The sequence below is a fragment of the Amycolatopsis vastitatis genome (genome assembly GCF_002234595.1).
In the GTDB taxonomy this organism is placed as follows: Bacteria; Actinomycetota; Actinomycetes; order Mycobacteriales; family Pseudonocardiaceae; genus Amycolatopsis; species Amycolatopsis vastitatis.
Genome location: NZ_NMUL01000023.1, coordinates 160,219 through 179,187 on the forward strand (window position 1 = coordinate 160,219; position 18,969 = coordinate 179,187).

The window sequence follows — 18,969 nt, forward strand, 5'->3', positions numbered from 1 at the left end:
GATAGCCATCGCCGCCGGACCAGTTCCGACACCGGCGTCCAATATATTTGGCATTAAGTACCAAAGCAACGACCACAAAGGCGTGTCATCGCCTCGAGAACCTAGCCACTCCGCAAGAGCCATCTTCTGGTCAGGGATTCTACTTCTGACCATCGCGGGCCTGCTCGGCATTGGACTATCACTCAGCACCCGCGGGATGGATACTCGTCCTCCTGCTTGAAGTAGCAGGCATCGGAGCAACCGTCGCATCAACCGAATTAATGCTCCGACCTCAGGCAGCGGCGACGACCGAGGAAATGATCCCTGCGACCCCACCCGACGACACGTTCCTGGAAGCTGAGGTTACCGACTGGAGACTCCGGAGCATCTACCGCGATGTCACTGTAGCCGCAGCAGCATATAGAAAGTCCGCCAAGCATTGGACGCAGGCAAATTACAGCCTTGGGTTCCTCGCGGCGGTATTCTCGGGCGGATCAGGTATTACGAGCTTGTCCACGGCATCTCCTGTCGTGAAGACAACCTTCGCCGTTCTAGCGGTAGTCGGCGCAGCCCTTGCGTCTTTGAGCAATATCCACTGGCAGCCCTCGTCCACGGACGCCGATCCACCAGTTGACGAATACGTGAGAAGATTCAACGAGCTGACCACAGTGAAACCGAAGGCTACGACTTCACCGAAGCACTAATGGACACCCATTCAGCGTTCGTCACTCATGCGGTTCCCTGCTCGCTGACCCCGACGTCCACCCCCGTGTCGCGATGCACATCCTCCGACACGCCCAATTCGCAGTCACGATGGAGATCTAATACCGACAAGCTCGGGGACGGCCTCCAGTGAGGCCACTGCTGTACGGGCAGCAAAAAGCCCTCCCCGAGGTTCCGGAGAGGGCCCTTGACCTGCTGTGGACCTCCGGGGACCTCACTACAACACGAGCGTGCAGGTCAGGACGCTTGAAGCCCTTGTCCGGCGGCTGGCCGCCACTGTCACAATCACCACACCTTCACCCGAACGGGCTAAGCCACGGCGCGCCCGCCAGCTGAGCGAACAGCAGGTCGACAAGCTCACCGCGGCCTACCAGGCCGGCGACACGGTGTACGACCTCGCCGAGCGTTTCAAGATCAACCGGAAGACCGTCAGCGACATCTTGCATCGAGCCGGTGTGCAGATTCGAGGACGGCTAGCCCCGGACCAAGTCGACGAAGCTGTGCGACTCTACGCAGCCGGCTGGTCACTGGCCCGGATCGGGGTCACACTCGACACAACAGCGAACACGGTACGAGCACGACTGCTCGACCGCGGGGTGCGCATCCGAGACCCTCACGGGCATACACGTTGATCACCGATCGATCCGCCGATAAAGACCGTCATCAGCCCTAGTGTCTCGTGATCCTGATTCCGTTACTTGGCGTTGTTGTCGACGAGTTTCTTGATGTTGCTCTGGACGAGTCGGACCTTGGCAAGGATCTCGTCGGCGGTGGCTGTCCAGGTGAAGGGCTTGGCGGTGGTGTTCCAGTGCGTGATGTAGTCGCGGATCTGCTTGATCAGGACTTTGACGCTGGTGAAGGTGCCGCGTCGGATGGACTGGCGGGTGATGATCCCGAACCAAGTCTCGATCTGGTTGATCCAGGAAGATCCCTTGGGCGTGAAGTGGAACCGCACGTGCGGGTTGTCGGCCAGCCAGGCCATGACCTCCGGCGTGGTGTGGGTCGAGAGGTTATCCAGCACGACGTGAACATCCTTGCCCGCATGTGGTTGTACGGCCTTCTTCAGAAACGCCAGGAAACTTGCGCCGTCGCGGGACGGCGTGCACTCGCCCAAGACCTCGCCGGTGCCTACGTTCAACGCGGCGAACAGGTTCGTGGTGCCGTGGCGAACGTAGTCATGGGTGCGTTTCTCGGTCGCGTCGAAGTCGATCGGCAGCAGCGGCTGGGTTCGGTCCAGGGCCTGGATCTGGGTTTTCTCGTCGATCGAGAGCACCACCGCACCGCCGGGCGGGGCCAGATACAGCCCGACGATGTCGGCGACCTTCTCAGCGAACTCCGGATCCTTGCTGACCTTGAACGTGCCGTGGCGATGGGGTCTGATCCCGTTGTCCCGCCAGAGTTTCGCGACATAGTGGTACGAGACGGAAACACCTTCGGTGCGGGCGATGAACGCAGCCATCTCCCGGCTCGACCAATGCGACAGCCCAGTCGAGGCCGGCGGGCTGGTACGGCTGAGGGCCAGGATCCGGGCGCGGACCGACGCCGGGACCTGCTCGCGAGCTGCCCCCCGCGGCCGGTCGAGCAGGCCCGCGAGCCCCTCCGCGCCGTAGCGCTCCAACCACAGGTCCACCGTCGGCCGCGACACCCCGGCCAGCACTGCGACATCCTTCTTCTGCCTGCCCTCGACGCACCACAGCACGATCCGGGCCCTCGTCGCGACCGTCGCCGCCACGTCCGGGCTGTACACCAGGGCCTGCAACTCGGCCCGCTGCCCCGTCGTCAACTCCACCGAGTCAGCCAACACCATGCCCAGTCAACCCAACGTAAACCAAACGGAATCACAGGACACTAGCTGCATATGCCCAGTTTCATATTGTAAAGACCTGGCAAGCTTGCTTAATCAGCCGCTCTTCCCGCTCTTCCAAGGCCGTCAAGTCCCAAGCGCCCCACTCCGACAAGTCGTTATTCAGCCCAACCTTACTCGCCCTGTAGGCTGGAAGCTTGTCAACGAACGGCAGATTTCCTGCTTCCCTATTATCTGAAGGCTCCCAATAAGAGAGGTTTCCGAGCCGATTGACATGCGACTCTAGCGCCGGATCACGAGGAGAGGAACTTTGAGGATATAAGTGCTCGATAGTGACTAGCTTCAGATCGGTGACCGTAATCCTCGCTGGCCGCGGCACACCGTTCGCACCCAGCTTTACCCAACTCCGGTAGTCTTCGAGCATCGTCAGAAGATGCCTGATGTTTGCCTTCGCTGCGTTTCCCGCGTCATAGTGGAGCTGGTTCGCAATGGAAGTCTCAAACACCAAATCTGGCGCACGCAGCGCCAGCAGTCCTCGCAGAGACTCTCGAAGTTTTGTAAAGTTCACCTTCGCATCAGAACTCAAGGCACGAAGACGCTTACACTCCGCATAGTAGCTACCACTTGCAGGACCAGCGTGCGCGCCACAGACATTCTTATAGCGAAAAGCGAAGATCTCGACAAGGTGCACCAACTCGGCAAATTCGGCCTCGTCGCAGACCGCACGCGCAGCCAAAAGCATCGGCGTCGAGAGCTCGTGGCGAAGCACTGACACAAGACGACCTAAACGAGCGCGATCCCACTCCGTAACAGCGGACATCTGTTGCTCACCGACGTAAGGCCATACTCCCTTACTGATTGACTTGAATGAGCCTAGTTCGCGCCCCATATCCTTGAGCCCCTGAACGACCATCTCAGAAGCAACCCCGGGCGAAAATAGAAGTTTCTTAGTATCATCAAAGAGGTCATCGCGACTGGGACGCCTGCCCACCAGGGATGTATAGTAGGCCTTAAGAAAATCGTCAACATCGTCGCCGCCGTCAGCGAGCAGATCGTCCCACAGTTCCGCCGCCTTCCTGCAAAGATCAGGCACGCTATCGAGCATCTCGAGCGTGTGACTCCGCAGAAGGTCAGCGACAGTCAATCGAGCGCCACGATCGTTCAATACGGCAAATAGACGATACCCGTTTGCGCGCTCTTCACTAACAATATGAATCACGAACGAGTCTCGAATTACCGCATCACGGATGCGTACCAGCGAATCAAAACTCGCATAAAGATCAGCGTCAGGAGCCCGCTCTAAGATCAGCTCCTTCCTGAGCAAGTGAGCCGCGTGTTCCAGAAGCTTATGACTCGCGCGGAGCGTCGATGCGGCCTCACCCCTCAGGAGGCCCTGGAATACTTCGTCATCAGCTCGACTAAGCCGAAGTCGTGGCTGCTCAGACTCACTTCCTTCTGTGACGTCATACCTTTCGTAGTATAGAAATTCCTTACGGATCGACTTAGCGAAGATCGTGAACTTATTCCGAATTTCGGGCATCGCTTGCGACTCAGCGATAGCACCAAGCTCATCTGCACGGACGGCAATCTGAGCGAGCAGCAAGCAGAACGTCGCGAGCCGCTGTTGACCGTCGACAACCTCGTACACTGTTCCGCCGGCTTCAGTAGCATCACCTATCTCGATCGCGACCATCCCGCCATAAAAATGGCCGCGTTCGCCAGTCGCGACCGTGAGCAGCAGTTTAATATCCTCAATAAGGTCGCTAACCTGCTCGTCTTCCCACGCATATGACCGTTGGTATCGAGGAACCCGAGCTGGCGATCGATTCGTCAGAAGTTTTCCTATTGGCAAGCTTGTCGGACGAACACCTGCCGCATTCAGCATTGACGTCGACTCAGTCAACAGTAGTCCAATCCCTACAAGCCGAGGTCATCGGCGAATTGTGCCAAGTTTACTTCTTGCTCACTCTTTCGCGCACTGATCCGCCGCTGAACGAGCATATTCAATGCGTCATCCTCCCGGACGAGCCGATGGGAGTTGAGATGCGCTTGGATTAGCTCAAGCCCACCGTTGACATACCCTTCAAAGATCTCGATCCGCTCGGCCACACGATCTTCTCGGAGAATCTCAGGGTCACCCGGGTGCTCAAGTACCGCGATAACGTTGATCAGCAGTTCGTGAGTTCCGTCCCGCTGAAACAGCTCCAGTCGGATAGCGTCTCCGTATGCTTCAGTAAACGGAACATGTCGTGATTCAGCCTTACCTAGGGCTGCAGCAAAGACAAATAAGTCACGCATCGAAGAAAATCCCGCCTCGGAAGAATCCCCGGCAAGCTTCGATATAAGATCTTCTTTGTCAGCTGGACGCCGAACGCGCGGATCAAGCATTAGCCGATCCTCCTCAAGGTAGCAGAGTCGTAATCGGCCCCTGGCACGAGATAGTCCCACTCTTGCCCTTGCACGGCGATCTTCTCCGGGTCAACGTCGCTCTTTGTCGTGTGAACGCACACGACGTACTCGGCTCCGGTATGAGGCCTGAGCTCCTTAGCTACGACACCCGTAGCCTGCGCCTTACTAGTCAGAACAACGACCTGCGAGGTCATACTTGGTAAGGCGTTAGCGATAGCCTCACGATAGTTATCGTCGAGATTCCCAAACGCCGCGTCCATGACGATGGGATAGAGGCCGCCTACCTTACCTACGAGTTGGACATTTTCGCCTTGGTCTGCCTGGTCACGGCAGAGTTGAGCAAGCGCCCCCACAAAGGAGAGACTGAGCAACTGATTCTCGCCTGTAGATTTTGGAGCAGGAAGCCGATCCTCGCTATCGCCCGACCAAAGCTTTAGTTCGAATGACTCGTTGAGCTCCGGAACAAATGGCTTGACCGTGATCGCCTTATGCACCGCGCGAACCTTAACGTCGAGGCGGCGGCGCACGCTCTCACTTGCCGTATCCAACATTTGCTTAATGGCTTTCGCCGCCTCATTAGCTAGTGCGACACTTCGTCGGAGCTGCTCCTCTTTTTCGTTCGCACCGTGCGCCTTCTTCAGCTTGTCGGTTAGCTCCTTGATTCGCGCAGAAACTACGTCGAGCTCAACACTAATATCCCTTAGCCGAAACTGATGCCCTTTGACACGCTCCCGCATTTCGCGCACCCGGCGCTCAAGTTGCTGAACATCCTCAGATCCAACATTCTGAAGCTGTGCAGCTACCTCGTTGAGAATCTCTTCCGCCTTGCGATGAGCCTCGCTTGAGGCTGCAATTTCAGCGTTGAAGTGCAACACTTCGCTAATTGGCTCTTCTGCGAGGTTCCCGAGGCCTCGCGCTTGCCCCTTCATTTGCTGCCAGGCGCCTTCCACCTCCGCGAGGCCGGCTTTCTGGCGCCACGCCTCCACATGCTTATACGGACCTTCGCCCGGATGCAGGGGTGTTCCGCAAATACACTCGCCTACTTCGAGCCGCTCGTCCACGAACTGTCGCTTGAGGGGCGCGGGCAACTCACCACGGTCATGTAGCCCAGAAGCAAGCTGCTCGACTTCAGGCAAGAGATCAGCGAGCCAGATCCTGTACGCGCGACGAGTCAACGTCTCGGTCCGGCCTCGGCGCGCTTCCTCACGCCGTTCATCCGCTTCACGGAGTGCCCGACGCTGCTCGTCACGTCGCGCCTGCAATTGTTTTGTTGCCTCATGTTTGCGGAGCGTCTGCTCCAACTGGTCAATCTCACCCTCAAGATTGCCAACTTCGCTCCTGAGGCGTTTCTGCTCTTCAGTAAGCTTTCCCTGGTCCTCTTTCTCTTGCTCAAGCTGCGCAACCAAATCGCTTGACTTGGACTTCCCAAGCTTTCGCAACTCGCTAGCGAAGATCTTTTCCACGTCCGGCAAGTGTTTGACAGCTCGTTCGTACTGCTCCAAGCCGAGCAGCGTCTTGATTGCATCCTGGATGTCCTCATACTGCACGAGGTGTTCGATACGCTCGCCGTTAAAAAAGAAGAACCTCGAAAGGCGCTTCGGCAGGATGAGGTCGACGCTGTCGGTGTAGGATTCAATGTCTCGCCAGGCGCCGTCTTCGCCGGTCGACGCTAACGACACATCCGAGTGATGCGGCTGCTGACGCGGGCTAGTCTTTCGAGCATTAACCGCCCTGCGAAGCCGATAGTCGCTGCCGTTATGCTCAAACTGGACCGTGACACTACATGTAATTGTTGCGCCAAGATCAGTTTGCTCCCAGAGAGCGTCAGTAAAAAGGCGCTCCTTCTCCTCCATGTCATCACTTAGGTCACCGTAAAGTGCCCACGTGAAAGCGTTGAGGATCGTAGTCTTACCAGCACCGTTACCACCGTAGATTACTGTGACGTTGCCGTCGTCACCTCCGGCAGCGAACTCAATCGCCTGCTTGCCGTGGAACTGCCTGAAGTTCTCCAGCTCCAGTGATAGGAGTTTCACTTCACGATCCTCCGGATGGCGTTCACGAGCAAGTCGACTGTCGCCTTGTCCTGGCTACGCAGATGTAAACGGCTGCGCTCGGTGCTCAATACTTCCTTAATGATCTCTTGGACCGTCTCGTCTTGCTCGGCATAGATTTCAGCGACTTGCTCACGTTCAGTCTTGGTGTCGGTCATCTCGTCCTCACACGTCCATAAGTCCGTAAGCGACCCGAATCGGCCGCATAACCGAGAGAGCCTGTCCAGCGTTACGTGCACAGGATGCGAACTCGGTGAATCGGGCGAGCTCCTTGCGTAGCAGCCGACGCTCCAGCCCGATATCTATGTCGCCGCTCGGCGCCGCGATGAAATCGATAATCTCGGCGGCATCTTTTCCAGGGGCAGTGCGCAAGATACGCCCGCGCCGCTGAATGAACTGGCGCGGGTTCGTACTACTCGCGAGCATGTAGGCCACGCGGGCATCAGGAATATCAACACCCTCGTCAAGGCAACGCATTGAAACGAGGGCACGCAACTCTTCCGCTTTGAACCGTTCCAGGATTCTAGTGCGCTCTACTCGACTCTCCTGTGACGTGTAGGGATGCGATGGAACGTGTAGTTCCTTCCCGAGTAGACGCAAGACCTGGTCAATCTGCCTCGAACCCGTCGCTTGAGGCCCGGACCCTTCAGCGCAGTAGACGAGTTGCCAACTCTGGCCGATGCGGTCTCGCATAGCGCGGTTTAGCGCGTCGATTTTTCCGCGCGCATGAGACAGGATCTGGGCTCGCTTGAGCAAGAGCATGGAAAGCTCATCGTTGCCGCGAGTCTCGATATCGCTGTCTCCACCGCCGAGCAAGCGCGCAATTTGTTTGCTTAGTGCGGCGTACCGCTCGCTCTCTTCGAGGTCGAGGGACACTAACACCGGGTGGTAATCGTAGGTGCAGAGCGCACCGATTTCTATTGCCTGCTGGAGGCCAAGGCTGATCAGGACATCACCGAAGTAGTCGCGCAGACTCTCAGTTCCCTCAGCGTCGAACCACCTTTCCGGCGTGGCCGAGAGCGCAAGTCGATGCGGGGCGTGCGGTGGCAGCGCCTCGAAGCTTGACCGGGCACCAAGGTTATGCGCTTCGTCGGCGACGATTACGAAGGGCGCCCCATACTGCTGGAGCAACTGCTGAAATACGGGCCCGGCTAAGGTACGATTCGTGCTGATCAACATCGCAAACCCGTTTGTCCGGCTAGCCAAGCCGGCGGTCAGTGCGTGCGCACTGTCAACCCAGGATTTCGCATTATCGTAGCAGCAGAGAGGAGTGATTCCGAACCTCTTGGCCTCTCGAGCCCACTGGTCTACGAGGTGGATTTGCGGCGCGACTACGATCGCCAGCAGCGGGCGGTCTTGCTTGTCGTAGATCTCAGCCAACTTGGTAAGCGCCGCGAGAGCAGTGATCGTCTTCCCGGTCCCAGTGGCCATCTCGAACATGCCACGTCCATTGACCGAGAACCACGCACGAATGGCTTCGCGTTGGTAATCACGAAGTTTGAGGCCAGATGGCAACCGCGGGAGCGCAAACGTGCTGCTACTTGCACCGAGGAGGATCCCCGTGTCCAGATGACCAGGTCGGGTTCCCAGTTCCTTCTCACGGGCCGATCCGGCCAGTTTCTTGAGCCGTTCTTTACCGAGTTCTGGAAATTCGAAGAGCTCCATGTTGGGCGTGTCGCCGTCCCAAAGCGCAGCAAAGTCATGAACGATTCGCATCACGCGACTAGTGTCGCCGCTCTCCCAGCTGCGAAAGACTTCAATAGATTCAAAGTTGTCGACAAGAGCGCTGGCAGTCTCGTTAGAGGATCCATTGAACGTGACTTGGTTACCCTCGCGATCGACAAAGACTCCGATCTTCTCATGGTAGAGCGCGATGCGGTTACCGCGGCGGACCACGGCAATCTTGATGTCGAGTACGCCCTTACCGATCAACTCGCCAAGTAGCCCGAGACGCTGGACCAAGTCGTCGGACTCGTCCACGTGAGGACCCAGCTCGCGTAATACCGCTTGCTCGATGACCTCCCGGTACTCGTACCCGAGCTCGATCTGCTCAATGTCTTCGTCGCTGAGGTGGGGACTCGCGATCAGCCGTATTCGCCCGTCGGCTTCGATGAAGCGGTTCAGGCCGCTCGCCGCCAACGCAAGGCTAGTGCTCGTGAAGTACCCGACGGCGCGGTCGTAGCGAACCGCGACACTCAGAGAAGGCTCGAAAAAGTCTTCGACGAGGTCGTCCGTATCACTTCGGTAGTGGTCGCGAATACCGCAGTACCGAAGGTTTGAGGTCAAAGCGTCCCCCTGGTCACCGACGACAGCATGCCCATCGAGCGTACATGTCTCGTAGCTCAGCGCCACCACTCTTGACGCGGCGCTGGCTAACAGATCGGCGGGGACGTTCGACCTGTTACGGCTACATGATGGCCTTGATGCGCTGGCGGACTTCCTCGACGTCGATCATCGGGGTCTTGTGGTCCCACGAGATGCGCAGTGCGCCGGCGACCTGCGGTTCGGGCAGTCCCATGGCAGCGAGGACGTGGCTGGGCTCGTACCGCTGGGAAGTGCAGGCAGAGCCGTTGGAGATCGCCGCGAAACCCTTCAGAGCAAGCATGACGGCCTCAGAGTCGAGGCCAGGGATCGCGACGTTCAAGGTGTGCGGTACCGCGCGGTCTGGGTCGCCGTTGATCTGCCCACCAAGCTCGAGGAAGGTATCGACGATCGTCTGACGGTAACGCAGGTTGGCCTCACTCCGAGCTTGGTGTTCCTTACCTGCGAGCTCGGCCGCGGTGCCGAGGCCGGCGATCAACGCGACCGGGAGCGTCCCTGGCCGTAGCCCGCGCTCCTGGCCGCCTCCGTACATCAACGGCGTCAGAGGCGGCTTCCGGAAGCCACGACGTCGCGTGATGAGCGCTCCCACGCCTTTGGGCCCGTAGACCTTGTGCCCGGAGACGCTGATCAGGTCGATGCGCGTGTTCTGCAGCGTCTCAGGCACCTTGCCGAATCCCTGCGCTGCGTCGACGTGGAAGTACGCATCGTGACCGTCGAGTACAGCGCCAATCTCCTCGATCGGCTGAATGACACCTGTCTCGTTGTTGACGTGCATGATCGACACGGCCAGCGTGTCAGGCCGCAGCGCATCTCTGACCTGGTCAGGGTTAATCCAACCGCCTCGTTGAGGTGGCAGGAGCGTGACCTCGAAGCCTCGCTCTCGCAGAGCGTCGAGGGGCTCAAGGACCGCCTTGTGCTCGATCTGACTACTGATGATGTGGCGCCGATCGTGTTGTTCGCCGTGCGGCGCCAGCCCGAGAAGCGCTAGGTTGTCGGCTTCGGTCGCGCCGCTCGTGAAGACGACTTCATCGGGCGCGCTCGCGACGAGGCTGGCAACCTGCTCGCGGGCCCGGATGACGCGTTCCTTGGCGCGTTGCCCATACTCGTGGGTTCGACTGCCAGCGTTGCCAAACTCCTGGTCAAGGTAGTAGTGGACCTCGTCCTGGACCCGTGCGTCCATCGGCGCGGTGGCGTTGCAATCGAGGTAGACGGCACGCGTCGTTGTGTCCTCAGAAGTGGTCGTTATCGTGCGAGTCGTCCGCGCCGAAGCTGCCATAGCACGGTAGTGTACGCGTGGCGGGAACGACCCGTACGTACGGTACGCATACAAGTACGCTAATTTCGACACGTACGTACGCTTGACAGGGAGCGTACAGCGAAGGAAACATGGGCCATGTCGATCACCCAAGCAGCCCCGAAGGGGGGCGCAGTGGCGGGTCGTGGCTCCTACGGGTTCGTCTTCCCTGCTATCCGCGGAGTGCAAGCCGGCCGTGAGTTCTATGTCACGATGTTCCCGCTTAGGCTCATCCCCCGAATGTTCCTCTTCGATGAAGAAGAGCTGCAGCCGACCCTCCGCGCCCAACGCACACTGAACAAGGCTCGTATTCCAGAGATCGCTCAATACATCGTCGACAACCCGAACGGGTATGTCTTCTCTGCTCTGACAGCATCGGTCGATGCAGATCTTGATTTCCAATCATTCGGCACCTCTGGTGCCGAGAGTCAGATCGGGATCATGAGCATTCCAATGTCAGCGCGCTTCGTCATTAATGACGGGCAACATCGCCGCGCCGCGATCGAGCAAGCATTGCGAGAGAAGCCAGAGATTGGCGACGAAAGTATTCCCGTGGTACTATTCCTCGACGTCGGCCTTGAACGTTGTCAACAGATGTTTACCGACTTGAATCGCTACGCGATTCGCCCGGCCAGGTCATTGACAATTTTGTACGACCAGCGCGAGAACGCTGCACAGATCGCACGGATGGTCGTATTCAGGTCATCCGCGTTACAGGATCTTGTTGAGATGGAGCGAAGCAACCTCTCAGCGCGCTCGAGGAAGCTCTTTACGCTTTCAGCGCTCTATACCGCAACGAAGTCCCTACTCGAAAGCTCCGATAAGCTTACGAACGACGATGCCGTCGGATTGGCGACCGACTATTGGGATATCGTCTTTCATTTATTCCCAGAGTGGATGCAAGTGCACACACGGAAGGTCACGGCCGGCGATGTGCGGCGCGACTTCATTCACAGCCACGGCATCGTTCTGCACGCGCTCGGCAACATCGGACGTACGCTGCTGCAAGAGACACGAGACCCCAAGAAGTGGGCGAAACGACTAGCCCCGTTGTCAGAAATCGACTGGTCTAGGTCAAACACAGCCTTATGGGAGGGACGAGCTCTCGTAGGCGGGAAAGTATCGAAGTCGTCTACCAACGTCGTGCTGACAACGAATGTCATCCGCCAGAAGCTCGGTATGCCGCTCAGTCCAGAAGAGCAGCGCGTCGAAGACGCACATCGACGAGGAGAATCATGAAGGCCACTGCACCCAGTAAGAACTCAGCGTTCGCAGAAGACGGTTTCGCCGCGACCTTAGACCGGCTAGCGCGCGAGATTCAAGAGCTGTACCTCGCGGACGGAATCCCCTGGGTTGTTGGGTACAGCGGCGGTAAAGACTCGACGGCCACGTTGCAGCTGGTGTGGTTGGCGTTGAAAGGGTTGCCGCCGGAGCAGCGCACGAAGGAAGTACACGTGATCTCCACCGATACCTTAGTGGAGAACCCAGTCGTTGCGGCCTGGGTCACCAACTCCCTTGACGTGCTCGGCAACGCGGCGCAGGAGCAACAGCTGCCGATCAAGCCGCACCGTCTGACCCCTGAGGTGAACGACACTTTCTGGGTAAACCTAATCGGCCGCGGCTACCCTTCACCCAAGCCAAAGTTCCGGTGGTGCACCGAACGGCTGAAGATCAAGCCGTCCAACGCGTTTATCCGCCGTATGGTGCGCAAGCACGGTGAAGCTATCCTCGTGCTGGGCACCCGTAAGGCCGAGAGCTCGGGACGTTCGGCGCGCATGTCGTCTTTGGAAACGAAGCGTGTTCGGGACCGGCTGAGCCCGAACGCGAGCCTGCCGAACTCGCTGGTCTACTCGCCGGTTGAGGACTGGACCAACGACGACGTATGGCTGTTCCTCATGCAGCGCCCCAATCCATGGGGCTACTCCAATAAGGAACTGCTCACGATGTACCAGGGCGCGTCCTCGGACGGAGAATGCCCACTCGTCGTAGACGCGAGCACCCCCAGCTGCGGCGACAGCCGCTTCGGCTGCTGGGTGTGCACGCTCGTCGACAAGGACAAGTCGATGTCGGCGATGATCCAGAATGACGAAGAGAAAGAGTGGATGCAGCCGCTACTGGAGCTGCGCAACGAGCTGGAGGAACTGCGCGGTCCGACGCAGCGAGACTTCCGCCGCATGAACGGCTCGGTCCAGTTGTTCCATGATGAACCGATCCCCGGGCCGTACAAGCAGAAGTGGCGCGAGCGGTGGCTCGAAAAGCTCCTCGAAGCACAGACCTGGATTCGTGAGAACGGCCCAAAGAATGTTGGGACGATCGAGCTGATCACCTTGCCTGAACTCGAGGAGATCCGACGCATCTGGGTCGTCGAGAAGCACGAGTTCGAAGACAATCTTCCTCGGATCTATGAGACCGCAGTCGGGGAGCCGTATCCCGGTCGTCCGATGGACAACCACCTTGCCCTCGGGCCGGAGGACGTCGCTCTGCTCCGCGAGCTGTCCGACGGCGACGAGCTGCACTTCGAGCTGGTGCGCGAGCTACTGGACGTCGAACAGCGGCACCGCTCGATGACTCGCCGCGCCGGCCTCTTCGACACGCTCGAACGGTCGCTGAAGCGAGGGTTCTACACCGATGCCGACGACGCAGTTGCGCGAGTGAACCTTCGCCGCGACACTCCGCAGCGTCTCACCGAGCAATACAACCTCGACCTCGACCTTGAGCTCGCCACCACACTTTCCGACGACACAGCCGCAGAAGGCACAGATACACCATGATCTTGGATGAGCTCGTACTGCACAACGTTGGTGTCTTCCGCGGCCGCCACCAGTTCACCCTGACCCCGCCGAACCCGCGCCAGCCGATCGTCGTGATCGGTGCGCTTAACGGTGGCGGCAAGACCACGGTCTTGGACTCGCTGCACCTTGCCCTGTTTGGATCGCTGGCACGCACAGCTGGACGCCGCGGGAGCAGCTACCAAGCGTATCTTCGCCGCCTGATCCACCACGGCGTGCCAGACAGCGAAGGCGCCGCTATTGAGCTCGCGTTCCACGTCTATCAGGAGGGGGAGCGGCGCAACTACCGGGTCACGCGATCTTGGGCGAGCAGTGGATCAAATGTACGGGAACGTCTCGACGTGCTGGTCGATGGCCGGCTTGACCGAGCGCTCACGGATCGTTGGGCTGAGCAGGTCGAGGCTTTCGTGCCGCGGGGCGTCGCAGAGCTCTTCTTCTTCGACGGAGAAAAGATCGAGACGCTCGCGGAGCTGGACAACGCTCGCGACATGCTCAAGACGGCGATCGGTGCGCTACTTGGCCTCGACTTGGTCGACCGTCTGGCCACAGACCTGGCTGTGATCGAGCGCAACAAACGTACCAAGCTTGCCCCACCTGCTGCGCACAAACAGCTCGAGGAAGCCAACCAGCGGGTACGGGATGCTCGCACGGTTGCCACGACAGCTAAGCAGGAAGCCGCGCGCAGTCGAACGATCGCGGAGCGTGCCGAGCACAAGCTGCGACAGCTCGAGGACCAGCTCCGTCTGGAAGGCAGCGATCTGCTGGATCGCCAGCGCACGCTCGAGGATGAGCAGCGACGTCTCGCTAAGGCGCTCCAGGCAAGCGATACCCGCCTTCTAGATCTTGCAAACGGTGCCGCTCCACTGCAGCTGGTCCACAAGCAGCTTGCAGACGTCCTCGACGTCGCTGAACGCGAGCTAGCAGCCGACGAACAGGGGCAGGTCGCGGAAGTACTCGCGCGGCGCGATGAAGACATCATCGGTCATCTCCGTGCCCGTCGGGTCAAGAAGCAAACCGTCGATGATCTCGAAGCGTTCCTGGCTCAGGAACGCCAAGAACGGTTGGCCCTCGCCGGCATCGAGCCGGTCATTGAGTTGAGCGCCGAAGACACCTCACGCCTGCGATCGCTGCTCGATCACGACCTGGACCTTCTCGCCGAACAAGTCGTCGCAGCCATCGAGGAACGCGATAGTCTCACGCGCCAACTGGACGATGTCGTCCATACCCTGGCTGCCGTACCGGACAGCCGTGCTGTAGAGAAGCTCGCTGCCCAGCGGGAAGAAGCGCTCAGTACCTGGACGGCAGCCAGGAGTGCGTCTGTTCAGGCAGACGGTCAAGTCGCGGACGCGGATGTGCGAGTCATTGATGCCCAGCGTGAGATGGAACGACTGTTGCGGTCGGCGACTGAGGAGGTCGCTGAGAATGACGACGCCCAACGGATCATCCAACACAGCGAACGGGTTCGTGACACGCTGGCCAAGCTTCGTGTCGAGGCAACCCGCCGCAATCTGCACCGCATCGAGACACTAGTCATCGAGGCTCTGCAGCGCCTGCTACGCAAGGAACGACTGGTCACCGAACTCCGGATCAACCCAGAGTCGTTCACACTCGAACTACGCGGCCGGACTGGCAACGTGATTCTCCCTCAGCAACTGTCTGCGGGCGAGCGGCAACTCCTCGCTGTTTCTCTGCTCTGGGGACTCGCTCAGGCATCAGGCCGGCCGCTGCCCGTCGTCATCGACACTCCGCTCGGCCGCCTCGATGGCGTGCACCGTAGTCACCTGATGTCGCGTTACTTCCCTCAGGCCAGTCACCAAGTGATCTTGCTATCGACCGATCAGGAGATCGACCGAGAAGCTTGGAACGAGCTCAACCCGCATGTCGGCCATGCCTACCGCCTCGACTTCGACGCCGACGCAGGACACACGACAGCCGAACCTGGCTACTTCTGGCCCGAACCAACCCGCTGATACGAGGACACAATGCCGCTCGACACCATCCGCCTGAGCAAGCAGGCACGAGATCAGCTCGTCACGCTGAAGCGACGGACGGGGATCGAACACTGGAATACCCTGTGCCGGTGGGCTTTCTGTCGGTCCCTCACCGAACCGGCCGCCCCTCCGGCAGCTAAGATTCCGGCTGATAGCAACGTGGAGATGAGCTGGCGCACGTTTGCGGGTTCACACGGTGCGCTCTACTGGGCTCTACTACGGCACCGGTGCCATGCCGACGGGCTGCCCTTGGACGACGAAACCCTGGCTCAGCAGTTCAGGTTGCACTTGCATCGCGGTATCGGCTACATGGTTGGCGACCGTCACGTCCGTAACATTGCCGATCTCGTCGCCACAGCGCTGCCAGAGAAAAATCACGACGCAGCATGACGCTCGGTCGCCGTCATGTCCGCTACGGGACCTCGTTCAACGCGCTCTGCATGTCGGCCCCCAGGCGCTTGACTCGCGACTGAAAGAACTGCATTACGTCGTGTTCCGTGGCACGTGCGCCGAGGTACAGCTTGTAGCCCTTAACGATCTGGAACCGCTGGCTCGTACCCTTACCCTTGCAGTACTGCTCGGCAAGCGTGTGGATCGCGGCGTCAAGTATCCCGATGAGGACCGCAGGCTGGGCGTGCTCGAGCGACGCCGTGTCCAGCGGCGCAAGGTTCGGACCCCGGCCAATGAGCTGGAGTGCTTCAAGCAGGCTTTCACGGTCTGGAAGCTGGTCATCGCTCACGATGTTTCAACATAGTTCGCCGCCGTCTCGACTCCAAGTCCAGCCCGGACGGGTCGCCGAAGCGCTGGCCAAGCCGAGCGCGCAAGCGCGCCGCGGAGGAAGAGGCTGACGACAGCTGATTCGTAACTGACGACTCGCCATCAGCGACATAGAGGCCATCGCTGTCGATGGGAGGTGCCTGATGCAATGTCAGGCCACCTGGCGGGCGCTCGCCGCCACGTACGCTGTTGTCGCCGGGATGCAGGTCTACCTGGCAGCCTCGATGAACGCCACCTGGGCGTGGGTGTTGGGGGCCGTCTTCGCAGTTGCGGCAGCCGGCTTCGGCTTCGCGGCCTGGCGAGCTGGGCAACTTCCAGCCGACGACGAAGTTCCCGGACCTGCGTCTCTGGCGATCGCTGGAGCCAGCGAAACGCGTAACACGGTCAACTCCCGCAGCGACCTCAGCTCCAGGAACTGACGTTGAATAGGGGTGCGGTGAGGGCCGATACGTGGCCAAGCTGCGCCACGCGGCCGGCCGCACATCAGCCTGCTGCGTCGTCTCGACGTCACCCTGTGGATGTACGCGATCGGACGGACAACTCAGCCGCCTACGATGAACGGAGCGCCGACATGACCGTCGCAACCGGCCCAGGCAACGCCGAACAGGTCGCCGTCTTCATCGACTTCGAGAACTTGGCGATCGGCGCCGCCAACAGCCTGCCCGACCAGGCCAATCCGGTACCGTACGCCGCGCTCGAGCTGGTCTGCCGCGACTACGGCAACGCATCCATCCGCCGCGCCTACGCCGACTGGGCGAAGCCCCAGTTCGGCAAGTACCAGCACGACCTCGCCATGAACGGCGTCGACCTGATCCAGATCCAGCGGTTCGGAATCCAGCAGAAGAACGCCGCCGACATCCGGATGGCCGTCGACGCCATGGAAACCTTGATCACGCACCCGGACATCGGGACATACCTGCTGGTGGCCGGCGACGGCGACTACTCGCCACTCGTACAGCGGCTGCGCGAGTTCGGCAAGCACGTCGTCGGCGTCGGCACCGAAGCCTCTGCCAGCCCGCGGCTCGTCTCGGTCTGCTCCGAGTACAAGTACTGGGGCACCCTGGTCGCAGCCGTCGAACCCAGCGCGAAGCCGACGGTCGAGAAGACGTTCGACATCAAGGACGGCGAACGACTCCTCGTCCACGCCATGCGACAGCGAGACGGAGACGATGCTCCCGGCGCGTGGCTCAAGCACAAGATGCTGGCACTGGATCCGGCATTCGACGAGCAGAACTACGGCTGTAAGAGCTTCAAGGAGTTCCTCGGTCGGCTGCCCAACACCGTGACGGTTCAGGCCAGTGACGGGCCTGGCGACTTGCGCGTTCGACTGATCGAGTCGGTTCCCGCGCCACGCGTCGAGGCGTAGCCGCGCATCGGCATGCGACCTCATCGCCGACTGGCAGCTTTCAGAGCGGGTTCGCGTTCGCCCAGTCAGTTACGAACTGGCGCCCAAGGTCGGTGATGACATAGTGCTGCAGGGCAACCACATCATAAGAGAATATGTGATCTGCGTTCGCTCGCGTTCGCAGTGTTCCGCCGTACACAACGTACCCGTCGCGCAGAAGGTACAAGAGGGCGACATTCATCCCTCCCGGCAGTGCAATCGAGTCCTGCTCAGGATTCATGACAAAGTACGTCAAGACCCGCCGCTCAAAGTCGCCATAGCGACTGTGCAGGAGCCCTAGATTGGCCTTGTACTGACGCATTGCCTTGCGATCTATCTTCTTCTCTTGATCGTAGAGATGATGACAGTTCGGACACAGTGCGATCAAGTTGTCAAAGGTGTGCTCCTTGACTCTTGCCCAAGGCTCGATGTGGGCTATCTCCACCGTCGTATGACGACAGGTCGGGATCGCACATCGGTGACCAGCTTCGACAAGTATAGCGCGCTTCAGGTCGGCCGGTAACGCGGGACGATCCACAGTCATAGGCCTGAGCCTACCTCGTGACGTCTCACGCATGGCGATGGCAGCAGCAACCTGCATGGATCAACGTTCACGAGATTCATCCGAGTCAATGCGGTCCCCGCACCGCGGACACGCTACACGAGACCGCTTCGACTTCCCTTTAACCTCAAAGACGAAACCACAGCTGCCACAACGGAGCTCGACGACTTTCCTGAATGATCCGGGCAGTCTGGGTGATGGATAGTTGACCATGCCGCATCTCTCCTACCTTTCAAATTTAGCAACTCACTTCGAATCGCTATCCTTTCCGCAGTCCAGTAGAGACCCTTCTCAATATGCTTATCTACAGTCACACGAATCTTACAGCAGTACCAATCCTGCGCCAAGGCGAAACAGACCGAGCGGCGAATATCTTCACCCGGCTCCAACCTTGTAAACCCCCTCCTAAGTGAATTATGCGAAAGGAAGTCTTCCCTCAAGTGATGCGGAGCATCGGTCCAAAGTTCACGAGGAGCAGCAGCAACCTGAAGACTGAAACAAGTAGGACATGCCGTCAACTTCGATTCATCCACCGGCATTATCTCAACCAGCGAACGGCCACCCAAGCATGGGATACTTACCCGCGAATCACCAGCGTTGGCGATCGTGACGTTTACTATCAGGAAGTCTGACCTGCCAGCATTTGCGCCCACCACATCAATAGTGATACTGCACCGAGGCTGAAAGCTCCGCCCACGCCAGAATCGGAAGTAGCCCCACACAGCTCCGATGACGACCGCTAGAGCGGTGAACCCTGGGCTCACGTTCCGTACCCATTCAGTCCAGCTCGGCACGTTCGCGGGCGGCGGCGCAGGCTGGGCTGTCACAAGAATGATCAGCCTACTCGCGAGACCTGCCATGACAAGAAGATCGCGCGATGTCGA

The 18,969-nt window shown here is 59.5% G+C and carries 16 protein-coding genes; 7 read left to right on the top strand and 9 right to left on the bottom strand.

Annotated elements, in window-relative coordinates; translation table 11 throughout:
- The first annotated feature begins 296 nt into the window (after window positions 1-296).
- Together CF165_RS50325 and CF165_RS23520 are read left to right on the top strand one after the other, a co-directional pair.
- Window positions 297-683, top strand: coding sequence for a hypothetical protein (locus tag CF165_RS50325; protein WP_143268636.1), 387 nt, complete (start codon window positions 297-299; stop codon window positions 681-683).
- Window positions 684-932: 249 nt separating this feature from the next.
- Window positions 933-1,334 carry a helix-turn-helix domain-containing protein gene (locus CF165_RS23520; protein ID WP_240521749.1) on the top strand — a complete coding sequence of 134 codons (402 nt, stop codon included), beginning with the start codon at window positions 933-935 and terminating at the stop codon, window positions 1,332-1,334.
- Window positions 1,335-1,396: 62 nt separating this feature from the next.
- Here CF165_RS23520 and CF165_RS23525 read toward each other — a convergent pair whose 3' ends face one another.
- The 7 genes from CF165_RS23525 to dndA all read right to left on the bottom strand — a co-directional run bounded on the left by CF165_RS23525 (window position 1,397) and on the right by dndA (window position 10,564).
- Complete coding sequence (locus tag CF165_RS23525; RefSeq protein ID WP_167441547.1) at window positions 1,397-2,509, bottom strand: IS630 family transposase; 1,113 nt, start codon at window positions 2,507-2,509, stop codon at window positions 1,397-1,399.
- Window positions 2,510-2,570: 61 nt separating this feature from the next.
- A complete protein-coding gene (locus tag CF165_RS23530; RefSeq protein ID WP_143268637.1) occupies window positions 2,571-4,409 on the bottom strand; it encodes a DUF262 domain-containing protein in 1,839 nt (612 codons plus the stop codon).
- A gap of 14 nt (window positions 4,410-4,423) precedes the next feature.
- On the bottom strand, window positions 4,424-4,894 hold the full coding sequence (locus tag CF165_RS23535) for a DNA phosphorothioation-associated protein 4 (protein WP_093949711.1): 471 nt from the start codon (window positions 4,892-4,894) through the stop codon (window positions 4,424-4,426).
- On the bottom strand, window positions 4,894-6,948 hold the full coding sequence (locus CF165_RS23540) for an AAA family ATPase (RefSeq protein WP_093949712.1): 2,055 nt from the start codon (window positions 6,946-6,948) through the stop codon (window positions 4,894-4,896). Before CF165_RS23540 ends, CF165_RS23535 begins: the two co-directional genes overlap by 1 nt.
- The gene (locus CF165_RS23545; protein WP_093949713.1) at window positions 6,945-7,124 is read right to left on the bottom strand and encodes a hypothetical protein; all 180 of its coding nucleotides are present in this window, start codon (window positions 7,122-7,124) and stop codon (window positions 6,945-6,947) included. The genes CF165_RS23540 and CF165_RS23545 overlap by 4 nt, the downstream gene beginning before the upstream one ends.
- 7 nt (window positions 7,125-7,131) lie before the next feature.
- Window positions 7,132-9,318 carry a DEAD/DEAH box helicase family protein gene (locus CF165_RS23550; protein ID WP_143268638.1) on the bottom strand — a complete coding sequence of 729 codons (2,187 nt, stop codon included), beginning with the start codon at window positions 9,316-9,318 and terminating at the stop codon, window positions 7,132-7,134.
- Between the two features lie 55 nt (window positions 9,319-9,373).
- Window positions 9,374-10,564, bottom strand: a complete 1,191-nt coding sequence (gene dndA, locus CF165_RS23555) for a cysteine desulfurase DndA (RefSeq protein ID WP_093949715.1) — start codon at window positions 10,562-10,564, stop codon at window positions 9,374-9,376.
- A 117-nt stretch (window positions 10,565-10,681) separates the two neighbouring features.
- On the opposite strand from dndA, the gene dndB reads away from it, so the two are divergent.
- From dndB to dndE, 4 genes are read left to right on the top strand one after another with little or no spacing between them, the layout of a single operon-like run.
- Entirely contained in the window at window positions 10,682-11,821 is a 1,140-nt protein-coding gene (gene dndB / locus CF165_RS23560; RefSeq protein WP_093949716.1) for a DNA sulfur modification protein DndB, read from the top strand.
- A complete protein-coding gene (gene dndC, locus CF165_RS23565; protein WP_093949717.1) occupies window positions 11,818-13,353 on the top strand; it encodes a DNA phosphorothioation system sulfurtransferase DndC in 1,536 nt (511 codons plus the stop codon). Before dndB ends, dndC begins: the two co-directional genes overlap by 4 nt.
- Complete coding sequence (gene dndD, locus CF165_RS23570; RefSeq protein WP_093949718.1) at window positions 13,350-15,341, top strand: DNA sulfur modification protein DndD; 1,992 nt, start codon at window positions 13,350-13,352, stop codon at window positions 15,339-15,341. Before dndC ends, dndD begins: the two co-directional genes overlap by 4 nt.
- Before the next feature lie 12 nt (window positions 15,342-15,353).
- Window positions 15,354-15,752: a DNA sulfur modification protein DndE gene (dndE, locus tag CF165_RS23575; protein ID WP_093949719.1), complete on the top strand. Its 399-nt coding sequence runs from the start codon at window positions 15,354-15,356 to the stop codon at window positions 15,750-15,752.
- Between the two features lie 22 nt (window positions 15,753-15,774).
- On the opposite strand, the gene CF165_RS23580 is transcribed toward dndE, so the two are convergent.
- Window positions 15,775-16,101 carry a hypothetical protein gene (locus tag CF165_RS23580; protein ID WP_093949720.1) on the bottom strand — a complete coding sequence of 109 codons (327 nt, stop codon included), beginning with the start codon at window positions 16,099-16,101 and terminating at the stop codon, window positions 15,775-15,777.
- Window positions 16,102-16,710: 609 nt separating this feature from the next.
- Between CF165_RS23580 and CF165_RS23585 the strand changes: the two genes are divergently transcribed.
- Window positions 16,711-17,505: an NYN domain-containing protein gene (locus CF165_RS23585; RefSeq protein WP_093949721.1), complete on the top strand. Its 795-nt coding sequence runs from the start codon at window positions 16,711-16,713 to the stop codon at window positions 17,503-17,505.
- 40 nt (window positions 17,506-17,545) lie between these two features.
- Here the strand turns inward: CF165_RS23585 and CF165_RS23590 are convergent, their stop codons facing one another.
- Window positions 17,546-18,067, bottom strand: coding sequence for an HNH endonuclease (locus tag CF165_RS23590; protein ID WP_158226819.1), 522 nt, complete (start codon window positions 18,065-18,067; stop codon window positions 17,546-17,548).
- Window positions 18,068-18,969 lie beyond the last annotated feature (902 nt).

Coding starts and splice junctions, on each gene's coding strand:
- CF165_RS50325 (WP_143268636.1), top strand. CDS start 297: ATGATCCCTGCGACCCCACCCGACGACACGTTCCTGGAAGCTGAGGTT.
- CF165_RS23525 (WP_167441547.1), bottom strand. CDS start 2,509: ATGGTGTTGGCTGACTCGGTGGAGTTGACGACGGGGCAGCGGGCCGAG.
- CF165_RS23535 (WP_093949711.1), bottom strand. CDS start 4,894: ATGCTTGATCCGCGCGTTCGGCGTCCAGCTGACAAAGAAGATCTTATA.
- CF165_RS23545 (WP_093949713.1), bottom strand. CDS start 7,124: ATGACCGACACCAAGACTGAACGTGAGCAAGTCGCTGAAATCTATGCC.
- dndA (WP_093949715.1), bottom strand. CDS start 10,564: ATGGCAGCTTCGGCGCGGACGACTCGCACGATAACGACCACTTCTGAG.
- dndB (WP_093949716.1), top strand. CDS start 10,682: ATGTCGATCACCCAAGCAGCCCCGAAGGGGGGCGCAGTGGCGGGTCGT.
- dndC (WP_093949717.1), top strand. CDS start 11,818: ATGAAGGCCACTGCACCCAGTAAGAACTCAGCGTTCGCAGAAGACGGT.
- dndD (WP_093949718.1), top strand. CDS start 13,350: ATGATCTTGGATGAGCTCGTACTGCACAACGTTGGTGTCTTCCGCGGC.
- dndE (WP_093949719.1), top strand. CDS start 15,354: ATGCCGCTCGACACCATCCGCCTGAGCAAGCAGGCACGAGATCAGCTC.
- CF165_RS23585 (WP_093949721.1), top strand. CDS start 16,711: ATGACCGTCGCAACCGGCCCAGGCAACGCCGAACAGGTCGCCGTCTTC.
- CF165_RS23590 (WP_158226819.1), bottom strand. CDS start 18,067: ATGACTGTGGATCGTCCCGCGTTACCGGCCGACCTGAAGCGCGCTATA.